This is a genomic window from Streptomyces sp. CNQ329 (genome assembly GCF_000482585.1).
Map to the genome: position 1 here is coordinate 274,825 of NZ_KI519460.1, position 13,514 is coordinate 288,338.

Below are 13,514 nucleotides of genomic sequence, written 5' to 3' on the forward strand. Positions count from 1 at the left end.
CCGCCTGTAGGGTGGCAAAGGGACATCAGAGGTGGAGGGGTGATCGTGGGAGTTTCCCTGGCCAAGGGCGGCAACGTCTCTCTCAGCAAGGAGGCACCGGGCCTGACGGCCGTGACCGTGGGGCTCGGCTGGGATGTGCGCACCACGACCGGTGCGGCGCATGACCTGGACGCCTCCGCGCTCATGTGCGGCGCGTCCGGGAAGGTGCTGTCCGACCAGCACTTCGTGTTCTACAACAACCTCACCAGTCCGGACGGTTCCGTCGAGCACACCGGTGACAATCTCACCGGCGAGGGCGACGGGGACGATGAGTCGATCAACGTGGACCTCAGCCTGGTCCCGCCGCAGGTCGAGAAGATCGTCTTCCCGGTGTCCATTCACGACGCCGATCTGCGCGGGCAGAACTTCGGCCAGGTCAGCAACGCCTTCATCCGGGTCGTCAACCGCAGCGACGGCGTCGAGCTGGTCCGCTTCGACCTGACCGAGGACGCCTCGACGGAGACCGCGATGGTCTTCGGCGAGCTGTACCGGCGGGCCGGGGAGTGGAAGTTCCGTGCCGTCGGCCAGGGTTACGCCTCCGGGCTGCACGGCATCGCCACCGACTACGGCGTCAACGTCGGCTGACCCCGCCCGCCGCGGCGACGGCCGCGGGCACGACGGCCAGCGCGAGGATTCCGCCGCCGACGGTCAGCAGCGGATAGCCGGCGACGGCGACCACCGCGCCCGAAGCCAGGCCGCCGCCGGCGCCCGCGGCCGAGATCGCGACGTCGACCGTGCCCTGGGTACGGGCCCGGGTGGCGGGCGGTACGGCGTCGGTGACCATCGCCGTCCCGCTGACGAGCCCCAGGCTCCAGCCCACCCCCAGCAGCGCGAGAGCCAGCGCGAACACGGCGGTGGACTCGGCGGTGGCGGCGACCATCCCCGCGGCGAGCATGGCCGGCCCCGCGGCCACGGCGACGACGAGCGGCCCGCGGCGGTCCACGAGCCAGCCGGACAGCGGCGCCGGCAGATACATGGCGCCGACATGGACGGCGATGACCAGGCCGGAGGCGGCGGCGCCGTGGCCGTGGTCGTGCATGTGGACCGGGGTCATCGTCATGATCGCGACCATGACGAGCTGGGTGACCACCATGACCAGCGCACCGGGCAGCACGCCGGAACCGGGCCGCTCGCGGGGCGGCTTCGCCCCCGGCTCCGCCGGGCCGGGCGGCGCGGCGGTGTGCTCCGCCTCGCCGAGTTCGCGCGCGAGCAGCAGCGGATCGGGGCGTAGCCACACCGCCAGCACCAGGGCGGCGGCGCCGTACGCGGCGGCCGAGACGAGGAAGAGCCCGGACAGCCGCGGGACGCCGAGCGCGGCGCCCAGATCTCCCGCGGGTACGGCCAGGTTGGGCCCGGCCACCCCGCCCAGCGTGGTGGCGACGAGCACGGTCGACACGGCGCGGGCCCGGTACGCGGGCGCCGCCAGATCGGCGCCCGCGTACCGGGCCAGGAGGTTGGTGGCGGTGCCCGCGCCGTAGACGAATATCGCCGCGAAGAGCAGCGCCGGGTTGCCGGCGACCGCCGCCGCCACGACGCCGGCGCCGCCGACGGCGCCGGTCAGATACCCGGCGGCCAGCCCGGGGCGGCGGCCGTACGCGTCGGAGAGCCGGCCGACGAGGGCCGCCGCCAGCGCCGCCCCGGCGGTGGCGAGCGCGCCGAGCAGCCCGGCCAGGCTGGTGGAGCCGAGCATGTCCTGCCCGAGCAGCGCACCGTTGACCACGCCCGCGGCCAGCCCGACGCCGCTGAGTACCTGGGCGGCGAACAGGACGGTCAGGGCACGGCGTTGGGCAGGGGCCCGCGTGCGTACGGCGGGCCCGGCGGTCGCGGTCGTGGTCACTCGGGCTTCCTTTGATCTCGTGCGCGGAGGGCGGGCGATCGGGCGTACGGCGGCGGCAGGGCGCGCGCCACGGGGCCACGGCCGGAAGAGCCGCCCGTGCGGTCCCGGGGGAGGGCGAGCCCGTCCGGCGGGGTGGTCCCGGCCGGACGGCCCGCGCGCTTCAGTCCTGCAGCCCCCAGTCGAGCCGGTCGCGGATCCCGGCCGCCGCGAAGGCGGCGGCGAGGTGCTCCCGGCCCTCGGTGAAGTGCGACCAGCCCTCGTAGTGGACGGGCACCACCCGGCGGGCGCCGAGGACCCGCGCGGCCTCGGCCGCCTGCGCGCTGTCCAGGACCAGCGGCTCGCCGTCGAAGAGGACGGGGATGCGCGGGCCGCCGGCGAACAGGATCGCGGTGTCCACCGGGCCGAACCGCCCGGCCGTCTCCGCGACCGCCGCCAGGGAGGCGTTGTCACCGCTGACGTAGACGACGGGCAGCCCTTCGCCGGTCAGCACGAACCCGACGACCTCCCCGATCGTCGCTTCCACGACCGCGCGGGGCTTCGGCCCGTGCACGGCGGGCACGGCGGTGACCGTGACCGTGCCGCCGCCGGGCCGGTCCAGCTCGGCCGTCTCCCAGTCGGCCAGCCCGCGGGACCCCGCGCCCAGCCGCCTTCCGCCGCCGGGTGTGGTCAGCGTCAGCGGGACGTCCGCGAGCAGCGCCCGGCCGGACTCGTCGAGGTTGTCGGGGTGTTCGTCGTGGGAGAGCAGGACCACGTCGACACGGCCCAGCTCCGCCCGCGCGGTCGCGGGAGGCGCCGTCTTGGTCAGCGCCCCGCCCGGCAGGTCGTAGACGCGGGGCTGGTCGAAGGTGGGATCGGTCAGGAAGCGCAGACCGCCGTACTCGAAGAGGGCGGTGGGGCCGCCGATGACGCGTACGGGGAACTGCTCGACGGTCGTGCCGGCTCCGGCCATGAAAAAACCTCACGGATGGTTAGGAAATTATCCGTGAGGAACCCTAGTCCTGTCTCACGGATGGTGGCAACCGGTACCATGAGACGTATGTCCGAGAGTCCGACCGGCGACTTCGCCGCCACCCCCGCGCCCGGGGCGGCGGACCACGTCTCGCTCGACTTCGTCAACAGCGCCATGGCGCTGCCCGGAGGGCACTACACCGACCTCCTCGGCACCCCCGCCGGCGTCAACCGCTGGCTGACCGCACACGGACTCGCCCCCGCGGACGCCGGGGTGCGGGAGATGTGCGCGGCGCAGTTGCGCTCCCTGCGCGAGCACCTGCGGGTGCTGTTCGCCGCCCGCGCCGACGGCCTGCCCGCCCTGCCGGCGGCACTGGCCGCCGTCAACGACGCGCTCAGCCGCGCCCCCACCGCCGCGCTGCTGTACTGGGACGAGAAGAACGGCCCGTACCGGGCCGCGCCGTGCCCCACCAACGAGATCCTCGACCGCGCCCTGGCGGTCCTCGCCGCCGACGCCGCCGACCTGCTGACCGGCCCCGACGCCGAGCGCCTCATCCCATGCGGCTCCAGCCCCTGCAACCGCTACCTGCTGCGCCACGGCCGCCGGCACTGGTGCTCGACCCGCTGCGGCGACCGCGCCCGCGCCGCCCGGGCCTACGCCCGGCGCACCCGCCCGAGCGCGGGCTGAGCGCCGCCGCCGAGCGCCTGTTCTAACTGGGCGACGCCCTTGGCGGTCTGGCTCTTGACCGTGCCCACCGAGATCCCGAGGGTGTGCGCGGTCTCGCGCTCGGACAGGTCGAAGGCGTGCCGCAGGACCACGCAGGCGCGCTTGCGGAAGGTCAGGCCGCGCAGCGCCTCGCGCAGGTCGACGACCGCCGGCACGTCCGGGCCGTCCACGCGCTCGTGGCTGTCGGTCCAGTACAGGGCGATGCGGCGGCGCTCGCGCACGGCGCTGCGGATGCGGCTGCGGACGAGGTTGGCGACGACACCGCGGGCGTACGCGGCCGGGTGGTCCGCGGCGCGTACCCGGTCCCAGCGGTGCCAGAGTGCGACCAGCGCGTCGGCCGCCACGTCGTCCGCACCGTCGGCCTCACCGCTCAACGAGTTCGCCAGGCGGGCGAGTTCGGCATAGTGGTGCTCGAAGAACTCCCGGAACTCCGCGGTCTCCGCATCATCACGGCCGGCGCTGGGTATGTCCACGGGTGCCTCTCCTCGCTCTCGCGTGCCTAGGCCCCGTTCATGTGGTGAGCCATCGTTCAAGATGGTGAACGCAATCTAAGGCAGGGCGAGTCCGGCGGCAACCCCCGCGGCCCGCGCCGTCGCCGGGCGGGTGCCGGCGGGGCTCAGGGCTCGTCCGTACGCGACTCCAGCTCGCGCCGGGTCTCCGGGCCGTAGACGCCGCGCTCGTCCTCCTCCAGGCCGTTGAGCGACTGGAAGGTGCGCACGCTCGTGCGTACGCCGTCGTCGTACGCGCCGTCCACCGGCTGCAGCAGGCCGAGCCCGACCTGGCGCAGCCGGTGCTGCAGTTCGGTCACCTCGGGACCCGAGTCGCCGGGGCCGAGCACCGGCGGGCCGGTGGGCAGAGCGCCGTCGCCGGTGGGGGAGGAGGTGGGCGGGTGCGACGCGCCGCCGGCGGGCGGGGCCGTGGGGTCGACCGAGCCGATCTGCCCGTTCGCGCGCCCGGGAGCGAGATCGCCGGCTGCGCCGCCGTCAGCGGCCCGGCTGCCGTCCGGGGGCGCGTACCCGTCGCCGCCGCGCTCGCGGCCGGCGCGGTCGTCGGGCGCGCCGCCGCCGTCCGCCGGTGCGCCGCCCCCGTCGTCGCCGGCCAGCGGACCGCCGTCCGCCTCGCCGCCGCCGGACGGTGCCGCGCTGACCCCCGCCGGGCCGCCGCCCGCGTCGTCCGACTCCGAACCGCCCGTCAGCAGCCCGGCGGTGACGATCAGTCCGGTGATCACCGCCGCCGCGCCGCCGCCCGCGAGCAGCAGACCGGTGGGGCGTACCCGCCGCCCGTCACCGCCCGGAGACGTCTCCCCGGCGGCGGGCTCCGGCTCCGTGTCCGCCACGCGGACGACCTCGCCCCTCGTCGCCGGCTGCGGCAGGAACGCGGCGCGCGGCACCGGCAGCAGCTCGGCCCCGGGCCCCTGTCCGTTCCCGCCGGCCGCGTCCTTCTCGCCGCCGGCCTCGGCAGCCCGCATGACGTACGGTCTGATCAGCCGCGGCTCCGTGCGCTTCCCGGTCGTCGGCGTATCCGATTCCTGCGCCGCGTCCGCCGCACACGCACAACTCGGCCTGCCGTCCTCCTTGAGCGGTGCGAAGCACCGCGGACATCCGTCGGATGGCACTGGCGTTCCCCTCCAGTTCGATGCCGACGATTATGCAAGCAGGCGGCGCTCGGCGCGGCCTCATCCCCCCGTCCGCCGTCCGTTCGCGCTGGCCAAACGTCCCGTCATCCGTGCAATCCGATGCATACCGGCCTCGTCCTCTTCCCGCCGGGCGGCCGGGCGCGGCGGCGGACGCCCGCGTGGACGGCGTCGGCAGGCGGGTGTCGCGGCCCGGATCGCCGGGCTGACCCTCGCGGTCGTCGCGAAGCAGGCATCGGTGTGCTCCCTCGCGGTGCGGCCGGCCAACGGCCCGTTCTCCGCGCGCGGTTAGGAAGGTTTCCTTCCAGTCTTGACGGCGTGCGGAAAGGACCTTAGCTTTCCGGCCACGCCCATCCGCGCGCCGGATGGCATACCCCCAAAACTGGAGACCCCCCATGCGAAGGACCAAGCCCCTCCTGCTCGGTTCCGCCAGCGTCGCGACCGCCGCCCTGCTGTTCGCCCTCACCCCGCAGCTCAGCGCCGGAGCCGACGAGGGCTCCGGCGCCGCCGGCCGCGACTCCCGCGACACGTCCTCGGCCCAGGCCGCCGCCCGTGCCGCCGCACCGGCCGGATCGCCCGTCGCCGAGAACGGCACGCTGGCGGTCTGCGACACCCGGCTGTGCAACGAGCAGGGCCGGGCCGTGCAGTTGAACGGCATGAGTTCGCACGGCACCCAGTGGTACGAGCAGTGCCTCACCGACGGCTCCCTCGACGCGCTGGCGCAGGACTGGGACGCGGATGTGCTGCGCGTGTCGACGTACGTCCAGGAAGACGGCTACGAGACCGACCCCGAGCGGTTCACCGCCCTCGCCCAGCGCGTCGTCGACCAGGCGATAGCGCGCGGGATGTACGCCGTCATCGACTGGCACATGCTCAGCCCCGGCGACCCGAACGCCAACACCGCCCTCGCCAAGCGGTTCTTCACCGACATGGCGACCAGGTACGCCGACCAGCCCAACGTCTTCTACGAGATCGCCAACGAGCCCAACGGCGTCGGCTGGGGGTCGGTCAAGTCGTACGCCGAGGAGATCATCCCCGTCGTCCGGCAGCACGACCCCGACGGCGTCGTCCTGGTCGGCACCCGCGCCTGGTCCTCCTTCGGCGTCTCGGACGGCGCGGACGAGCGCGAGGTGATCGACAACCCGGTCGACGCCGACAACATCATGTACACCTTCCACTTCTACGCCGCCTCCCACGGGGACGAGTACCTGCAGACGCTCTCCCGTGCCGCCGACGAACTCCCGGTGTTCGTCACCGAGTTCGGCACCCAGAACTACTCGGGCGAGGGCGCGAACGACTTCACCATGGCGCAGCGGTACCTGGACCTCATGAAGGAGAAGGGCATCTCCTGGACCAACTGGAACTTCTCCGATGACTTCCGCTCGGGCGCGGTGTTCAAGGAGGGCACCTGCGACGGGAACCAGTGGACGGGCACCGGCGTGCTGAAGGAGGCCGGCGTCTGGATCCGGGAGCGCATCAAGGAGTGAGCGTGCGAGCGTGCGACGACCGCGGGACCGGCTCGGTGCGAGCCGGTCCCGCGGCCGTTTCCCGGAGAGCTTTTCCCCGCCGTTGCTACCCCCGCGCCGTCAGCCGACGTTGATGTTCGAGTTGCCGCTGCTCTGGTAGCCCTCGGTGGCCATGATCATGTAGTAGGCGAAGTTGCCGAGCTGCATCCCGGCCCGCGACCAGGCGTCGAAGTGGTTGCCGGTGGTGATCGTGCCGCCCACCCGCTTCGACCTGTTGACGCTCCAGAACTGCGGGAAGGTCTTGGTGCCCTCGACCGAGGGGGCGTTGTACCGCATCGTGTGGTACAGGTCGTACGTGACGCCGTCGCTGGTCACCGAGCCCCGGTTCTCGCCGGTGGGCCGGTAGGAGCCGTAGCTGTCGACGATGTAGTACTCGACGAGCGGGTTCGAGGTCCAGCCGTAGAGGCAGAGGTAGCCGTTGCCGGACGGGTTGAAGCTGCCGGAGTAGCCGACGCTGCGGCGGCTGCCGTTGCTCCAGCCCTTGCCGCAGACGAAGTTGCCGGTGTTGCTCCACGAGGTGCTGTAGTTGCCGCCGTTGCCCAGCGTCATCGAGACCGTGCCCTGCGCGTCCGTCCAGAACGAGTAGTAGTACCCGTTGTGGGTGCCGGTCTGGTTGTCCCAGATGGTCTGCGCGTGCGCGGATCCGGTGGACAGCAGCGTCGCCGCGGACGCGCCGAGGGCGACAGCGCCGGCGCGGCCGACGAACTGCCTGCGGCTCACGCCGTGGGGGGTGCCGTTCGTGTTCATTCTTCCTCCTCGTGGCGGCAGGAGGGGGTTCCTGCCGCTAGGCCAGGTGGCGCCGAACGGGTCGTGCGCCAGTGTTGAACCGGCGGAAGGGAGTGTCAACAGTTTCGACACTGATTCCGAAACATTGCTGCGGGGTGCGGTTGAAGGTGGCAAGCATCGTTGCAGTTCAAGCCGTTGGGCGGGAGAACGGGTAAAAGTGAGCGCGTTGTCGGCGTGTTACGGGGATCCCGGTCGCGAGTTGAGGGTGCGAAAGTTTCGCGGAATCACTCGACCTGGTCGTGGCGGCCGAGGTAGCGGAACTCCCCGTTGCGGACCTCGTACAGAAAGGCCGCTTTGTCCGGCTGGAGCATGCGCACGAGCTGCCCGGCGAAGCGGAGCGGCTTGGCGATGCCCGTATGACTCACGTTCACGATCCGCTCCGCGACCTGGCCCGGCACGATCTCCGCCCCGCCGCCCAGCGCGTCGAGCGCGACCGCGATCAGGCTCACGGCGTCGTACGCCTCGGCGGCCCAGCGCGGGGGCGGCCCGTCGTACCGCTCGCGGTACGCGGCCGTGAAAGCGCGGGCCGCCTTCGACGTCGCCTGCTCCGCCGCCGTGTACGGTGCGCCGACCACCCAGCCCCCGCCCGCGTCGCCCGCCTCGCGCAGGAACGCCGGCCGCATGACCGGCTCGAACGACACCCGCGGCCCGTCGAAGCCGGCCTCCGCCAGCGCCCGGGCACACGCCGCCGCACGCTCCGGGGAGGAGCCGGCGTAGACGACGGCCTCCGGCCGCTCCGCCAGCGCCGCGGCGACGGCCGGGCCGAACCCGTCCGGGGCCGCCACCGGGTGGAAGCGGGTCTCGCCCTCCCCGGGCGGGCTCTCGCGTAGCTGCCTCAGGATGCCCTGGACCCCGCCGTCGTCGGCTCCCCGGTCCTCCACGACGGCGGTACGCACCACGCCGCACACCCGGGTCAGGTAGTCGAGGATCGGAAACGTGTGGTACGACCCGGCCAGCCGGGTGGCGACGAGCGAGTGCGCGTCCTTCCTGGACACCTCCGCCGCGTCGGTGTCGACCGACACGTCGACGACCGGCATCGACTCCTCCGCGTACCGCGGGGCGGCGACGCGCAGGGAAGCGGCCGTCGTCGGGCCGAGCACGGCCCGCACCGACCGGTCGTGCAGGACCTTGCGCACCACCTCCCGCGCCCGGCCGGCCTCCCCGCCGTCGTCGTACGGGACGAGGGAGAGCCGGAAACGGGCGTCGTCGCGGGCGTTGTGCCGTGCGACGGCCAGCCGGGCGCCGCGTTCGTGGGCAACGCCGTCCGCCTTCTGCCCGCCCGTCAGGGCGGCATGGAGGGCGATGGCGTGCAGGGGCAGGCGGTGCGGGGCGCCGCCGTTGCCGCCGGCGCCGCCGCGGGTGGCGTAGAGCGCGGCCGCACCGGCGCCCGAGGCGGCCAGCGCGGCGGCCGCGGAGCCGCCCACGACGAGGAACCGGCGGCGGGACGACCCGGGTCGGACGGGCGCGGCGGTGGTCGCGTCCGGCGCGGGCGGCACGGCGTCGGCGGGGGCGGCGGCCTGCCGGGGCGGCGGGTCGAGCGCGCGGGCGGACCGCTCCGCGACGAGCCGCAGCACGGGGGAGGGCAGCCAGTCGCGGGTGCCCGCGGGCGGGGCGGCGGCGGGGGCCTGCGCCGGGGCCGGGGCGGACGGGACGGAGGGCAGCGTCTCCGCGGACGGGATCTCCTCGTCCCGCAGCACCCGGGTGTCCGGGTCCGGCGGGGGCGGCGCCGGGACGCGCGGATCGACCGGGCCCGCCCCTGCCGCGCGACCCGTGACCGCCCCGTCGTCCACCTCCGGCCGCCCGCCGGCGTCCGGGCTCTGGTGCGCATCCGCCCGCGCGCCGGCGGCCTCCGGCGCCCCCGCGGGGCCCGCCCCCGCCGCCAGCGTCGTCCGCAGCTCCGCCGCCGTGGGCCGCTCCGCCGGGTTCTTCGCCAGGCACCCCGCGACCGCCGCCGCCAGCTCCCGCGGCAGCAGCCTGTCCAGCCCCGTCAGGTCCGGCGGCTCGTGCACCGTGCGGTACAGCACCGCCGCCGGGTTGCCCGTGCCGTAGGGGCGGCGCCCCGTCGCCGCGTACGCCAGCACGCATCCCAGCGCGAACACGTCGCTCGGCGGTCCCGCCCGGCCGCCCGCCCTGACCTGCTCCGGCGCCAGGTACCCCGGCGTGCCGATGACCGCGTCCGGGGCCGTCAGCGCCGTCGCGCCGGAGTCGTGCGCGATGCCGAAGTCGATCAGCCGCGGCCCGTCCAGGGCGAGCAGCACGTTGCCCGGTTTGACGTCCCGGTGGACCAGCCCGGCCGCGTGCACCTCCGCGAGCGCCTCCGCCAGCCGCGCGCCGAGCGCGGCGACGGCGTACGGCGGCAGCGGCCCGTGCCCGTCCACGGCCTCCACCAGCGCGGGACCCGGCACGAACGCCGTGGCCAGCCACGGCGCCGCGGCCTCGGCGTCGGCCGCGGTGACCGGCACCACCCAGCGGCCCGTCAGCCCCGTCGCCAGCCGCACCTCGCGCCGGAACCGGGCGCGGAACGCCGGGTCGGCCGCGTGCTCGGGCCGGATGACCTTCAGCGCCACCAGCGTGCCGTCCCCGGCGCGCGCCAGGTAGACCACGCCCATGCCGCCCGCGCCGAGCCGGGCGAGCAGCCTGTGCCCGCCCACCTCGGCCGGGTCGTCCGTACGCAGGGACCGCATCGCCCGCCCCTCCCCGTCAGGAGCCGGGGAGCGCCACCGGACCGACGTAGCCGAACCGGCCGCCCTCGACCCGGTGGTGGTGGATCTTCCCCTGCTCGATCTGCCTCTGGTCGTCGAAGCTGTACGTCGTCGTCAGCCCTTCGAACCGGGCCGCCGCCAGCGCCCCGGCCAGCGCCGCGCGCGCCGGCCTGCGCTTGCCCTTCCGCGCCAGAGCGGTCAGCCGGTCGGCGATCAGCCTTGTGACGTCGTACGCCTCCGCCGCCCACGGCGCCGGCGCGGCGTCGAACCGCTCGCGGTACGCGGTCGCGAAGTCCCGTACCGGATCGGCGTCCGCGCCGATGTACGGGGTCAGTGCCTGCCAGCCCTCCGCCGCGTCGGCCGCCGCGGACGTGAACCGGCCGGTCGCCGCGGGTTCGTCGAGGAACCGCGGCCCCTCGAAGCCCCGCTGCGCCAGCTCGCGCGCGACGGCCGCGGCCCGATCGGGCGTGCCGGTGTAGTAGAAGCCGTCGACATCGTGGTCGAGGATGTCGGCGACGACCGGGCCCAGCGCGTCGTCGCCCGCGAGGGCGGGGACGACGCGCAGGTACAGCCCCGACTCCGCGCTTTCGGCCGCGTCGTGCGCGATGCTGCTGTGCTCCAGGCCACGGATGGCCCCCGCCCGGTCGGCGAGGAGGCCCACGTGGGCCGAGCCCTGGCTCAGCATCGTGTACACGGTGGTGAAGGCGGCCCGTACGCCGAGAGCCGTGGTGTGGAAGTAGGCCTTCGGCTCCCCGATCAGCGCCGCCTGCGCGGCGCTGAACGACCCCTCCGACACCGTCAGCAGCGGCATCCCCGCGCCTTCGTACGCGTCCAGCGCCGCCTGCGCGGAGCCGTAGCCGGTGGGACCGAGGACCGCGAGCACCTCGCGGTCGCCGACCAGCCCCCGCGCCACGCTCAGCGCACGGCCGGGTTCGCCGCGGTCGTCGACGACGGCAAGCGCCAGCGTGAACGGCCTGCTCTCCCGGGCGTTGAACTGCTCCACCGCCAGCCGGGCGGCCCGTTCCTGGGCCGTCCCGGCCGCCTTCTGCGGCCCCGTCAGATCCGCGTGCAGCCCCACCTTACGGACCGGTCCGCGCACCCTCGACGAGGACGGCTCGTCGTCGTCACGCAGCGCCGCCCACAGCCCGGCGCCGCCGCCCGCGGCGAGGAGCACGGCACCGCCCCCGGCCAGCGCCAGGACCCGGCGGCGGCCGGGGCCGGCGGAGTCCGCGCCGACGGTGGTGTCCACGCCGCCGGAGTCCGCGTCCCCCGCGCTCCCCACCGGTGCGGCCGAGACCTCGGTGGGCTCGATGCCGGGCAGGTGCAGCATTTCCGCCGACCGCTCGGCGACCATTCGTACCACCGCGTCCGGCAGCCAGTCGATGTCGCTCTCCGGCGCGTCCGCCTCCAGCCCGGCGTCGAGTTCGGGCGCGGAGGGCCGTTCCCCCGGCTCCTTGGCCAGACACCGCACGAGAAGCGCCCGCAGCTCGTCGTCCCCGATGCCGTCGAGATCCGGCTCGTCGTGCACCGTGCGGTACAGCAGCGCGTCCGCGGCGCCGGTGCCGAACGGCGGCCGGCCGGTGGCCGCGTACGCCAGCACGCACCCCAGCGAGAAGACATCGCTCGCGGGCCCGACCTGTCGCGCCCGGGCCTGCTCGGGGGAGAGGAAGCCGGGCGTGCCGACGACCATGCTGGCCGACGTCAGCTCCGTTTCCCCGGCCGCCGTGGGCCGGGCGATGCCGAAGTCGATGAGCCGCGGCCCGTCGAGCGCGAGCAGCACGTTGCCGGGCTTGAGGTCGCGGTGGACCAGGCCGGCGTCGTGCACCGCGGCGACCGCGCGCGCCAGCACCTTGCCCAGCACCCGTACGCTGTGCTCCGGCAGCGGGCCGCATGCCGCGACCGCCTCGGCCAGTGCCGGGCCCGGCACGAACGCCGTCGCCAGCCACGGCGCCTCGGCCTCGGTGTCGGCGTCGAGCACGGGCACCACCCACGGGCTGGCGACCCGGCGCGCCGATGCCGCCTCGCGGCGGAAGCGGGCCCGGAACTCGGGCCGTTCGGCGTATTCGGGCTGGATGGCCTTGACCGCGGCCAGTGTTCCGGCCCGGGTGCGGGCGAGGTAGACCACGCCCATGCCGCCGGCGCCGAGCCGGCCCAGCAGCCGGTTCCCGCCCAGGTGCGCGGGGTCGGTGGGAAGCAACCGCTCCATCAGCCGTCCTCCTTCGTCCCCGGGGAGCCCGCGCCGCTCTTGCCGTCCGTGTCCTCGCGGCCGACGGCGCCCTGGGCCCGCTGCATCATCGTCACCATGGGCTCGACGCTCGTTCCCGCCAGATCGGCGGCGGAGATCTTCTCCCCGCCGCAGACGGACACCCCGACCACCACGGGCCCGAACGTCGACTGGTCCCACGTGTACGGGTACGGTCCGCCCCGGCTGTCGCTGATGCACTCGCCGCGTTCGGAGAGCGTGTCGTCGCTCGTCTCGTTGGCGCCTTCGCCGCGCGCGAGCGCCAGCGACGTCAGGCCCGTGAGCCGCTCACCCGGCCGCAGCGTCTGTTCCGGGCAGCCGACGGCCTCCTCCAGCATCCGCGCCTGCTCCCACGCCGCGTCGAGGGCCGTACGGTGCACGGTGACGGTGGCGGACAGCGCGACGGGGCCCCTGCCGTCGGCGGCCGGTATCTCGAAGTAGCGGGTGCGTGTGGCCAGTACGTCGTCCGGCAGATGCCCCGTACGCCACGCGCAGTCCTCGGTGAGCACGGTCCAGCGCGCGGGATCGCTCTCGTAGGGCGTCGCCCGTACCGTGTCCGGCCCGAAGTGCTCCGGCTCGGCGAGGACGTCCTCGACCAGCCGGCGCGCCTGCGCCGCGGTGCGCGGGACCCTGTCCGGGTCGGCCTCCGGCGTCGGTGCCGGCGCGGGCGGCTCGTCCGCCTTCACATCCGCGCTCGTGCTCGCGGTTCCCCCGCCCCCGGGCCCGCCACCGCTGTCGCACGCCGCGGCGCCCGCGACCAGCACCGCGAATAACGCCGCGGGAACACCCCGCCGGCGCATACGTCTGCCGTATGCCATGACTCCCACCCCCTGCCCTCCCCGGCCACCCGAACCGGCGAACGAACGCCGCGGGGCGGCCATCCATACGGATGCCGCTCCGGCACCCGGCGGTTCCACCGGACACCGGAGCGGCATCGTCGTCATCGTGAACTCTACAAGGCCCGGGGGCCGCCGTCCCCGTGCGGGAACGACGTTGCCGTCCCCGGCCGGTATGCCGTACGTTGACGGCATGGGAACGCTGTGATCACCGCCGGGCGCACGACCGCGTAGAGCC

At 74.9% G+C, this 13,514-nt stretch carries 11 protein-coding genes; 3 read left to right on the forward strand and 8 right to left on the reverse strand.

Annotation, left to right across the window (positions count from 1 at the left end; translation table 11 throughout):
• Nucleotides 1-45: 45 nt before the first annotated feature.
• Nucleotides 46-624, forward strand: coding sequence for a TerD family protein (locus tag I003_RS0130735; protein ID WP_027774922.1), 579 nt, complete (start codon nt 46-48; stop codon nt 622-624).
• Here I003_RS0130735 and I003_RS0130740 read toward each other — a convergent pair.
• Together I003_RS0130740 and I003_RS0130745 are read right to left on the reverse strand one after the other, a co-directional pair.
• Nucleotides 611-1,876 carry an MFS transporter gene (locus I003_RS0130740; protein WP_027774923.1) on the reverse strand — a complete coding sequence of 422 codons (1,266 nt, stop codon included), beginning with the start codon at nt 1,874-1,876 and terminating at the stop codon, nt 611-613. The two genes, I003_RS0130735 and I003_RS0130740, sit on opposite strands and share 14 nt — an antisense overlap.
• Nucleotides 1,877-2,036: 160 nt before the next feature.
• On the reverse strand, nt 2,037-2,825 hold the full coding sequence (locus I003_RS0130745) for an MBL fold metallo-hydrolase (RefSeq protein ID WP_027774924.1): 789 nt from the start codon (nt 2,823-2,825) through the stop codon (nt 2,037-2,039).
• Between the two features lie 87 nt (nt 2,826-2,912).
• Here I003_RS0130745 and I003_RS0130750 point away from each other — a divergent pair, with 87 nt between their 5' ends.
• A complete protein-coding gene (locus tag I003_RS0130750) occupies nt 2,913-3,512 on the forward strand; it encodes an ABATE domain-containing protein (RefSeq protein WP_027774925.1) in 600 nt (199 codons plus the stop codon).
• Here the strand turns inward: I003_RS0130750 and I003_RS0130755 are convergent.
• Entirely contained in the window at nt 3,479-4,024 is a 546-nt protein-coding gene (locus I003_RS0130755) for a SigE family RNA polymerase sigma factor (RefSeq protein WP_027774926.1), read from the reverse strand. The two genes, I003_RS0130750 and I003_RS0130755, sit on opposite strands and share 34 nt — an antisense overlap.
• Nucleotides 4,025-4,167: 143 nt before the next feature.
• A complete protein-coding gene (locus tag I003_RS0130760; RefSeq protein ID WP_027774927.1) occupies nt 4,168-5,019 on the reverse strand; it encodes a peptidoglycan-binding domain-containing protein in 852 nt (283 codons plus the stop codon).
• Nucleotides 5,020-5,579: 560 nt separating this feature from the next.
• On the opposite strand from I003_RS0130760, the gene I003_RS0130765 reads away from it, so the two are divergent.
• Complete coding sequence (locus tag I003_RS0130765; protein ID WP_027774928.1) at nt 5,580-6,671, forward strand: glycoside hydrolase family 5 protein; 1,092 nt, start codon at nt 5,580-5,582, stop codon at nt 6,669-6,671.
• Nucleotides 6,672-6,770: 99 nt separating this feature from the next.
• On the opposite strand, the gene I003_RS0130770 is transcribed toward I003_RS0130765, so the two are convergent.
• From I003_RS0130770 to I003_RS0130785, 4 genes are all read right to left on the reverse strand, one after another.
• On the reverse strand, nt 6,771-7,457 hold the full coding sequence (locus I003_RS0130770) for a glycoside hydrolase family 11 protein (RefSeq protein WP_027774929.1): 687 nt from the start codon (nt 7,455-7,457) through the stop codon (nt 6,771-6,773).
• Between the two features lie 263 nt (nt 7,458-7,720).
• Nucleotides 7,721-10,180 carry a bifunctional serine/threonine-protein kinase/ABC transporter substrate-binding protein gene (locus I003_RS0130775; RefSeq protein ID WP_027774930.1) on the reverse strand — a complete coding sequence of 820 codons (2,460 nt, stop codon included), beginning with the start codon at nt 10,178-10,180 and terminating at the stop codon, nt 7,721-7,723.
• Nucleotides 10,181-10,196: 16 nt separating this feature from the next.
• Nucleotides 10,197-12,404 carry a bifunctional serine/threonine-protein kinase/ABC transporter substrate-binding protein gene (locus I003_RS0130780; protein WP_027774931.1) on the reverse strand — a complete coding sequence of 736 codons (2,208 nt, stop codon included), beginning with the start codon at nt 12,402-12,404 and terminating at the stop codon, nt 10,197-10,199.
• Complete coding sequence (locus I003_RS0130785; protein WP_486584483.1) at nt 12,404-13,258, reverse strand: hypothetical protein; 855 nt, start codon at nt 13,256-13,258, stop codon at nt 12,404-12,406. Before I003_RS0130785 ends, I003_RS0130780 begins: the two co-directional genes overlap by 1 nt.
• Between the last annotated feature and the right edge of the window lie 256 nt (nt 13,259-13,514).

What these genes read in the sequence shown, in the direction of transcription:
- I003_RS0130765 (WP_027774928.1), top strand. Translation starts at nt 5,580, where the DNA reads ATGCGAAGGACCAAGCCCCTCCTGCTCGGTTCCGCCAGCGTCGCGACC.
- I003_RS0130750 (WP_027774925.1), top strand. Translation starts at nt 2,913, where the DNA reads ATGTCCGAGAGTCCGACCGGCGACTTCGCCGCCACCCCCGCGCCCGGG.
- I003_RS0130770 (WP_027774929.1), bottom strand. Translation starts at nt 7,457, where the DNA reads ATGAACACGAACGGCACCCCCCACGGCGTGAGCCGCAGGCAGTTCGTC.
- I003_RS0130785 (WP_486584483.1), bottom strand. Translation starts at nt 13,258, where the DNA reads ATGGCATACGGCAGACGTATGCGCCGGCGGGGTGTTCCCGCGGCGTTA.
- I003_RS0130745 (WP_027774924.1), bottom strand. Translation starts at nt 2,825, where the DNA reads ATGGCCGGAGCCGGCACGACCGTCGAGCAGTTCCCCGTACGCGTCATC.
- I003_RS0130780 (WP_027774931.1), bottom strand. Translation starts at nt 12,404, where the DNA reads ATGGAGCGGTTGCTTCCCACCGACCCCGCGCACCTGGGCGGGAACCGG.
- I003_RS0130775 (WP_027774930.1), bottom strand. Translation starts at nt 10,180, where the DNA reads ATGCGGTCCCTGCGTACGGACGACCCGGCCGAGGTGGGCGGGCACAGG.
- I003_RS0130760 (WP_027774927.1), bottom strand. Translation starts at nt 5,019, where the DNA reads ATGCGGGCTGCCGAGGCCGGCGGCGAGAAGGACGCGGCCGGCGGGAAC.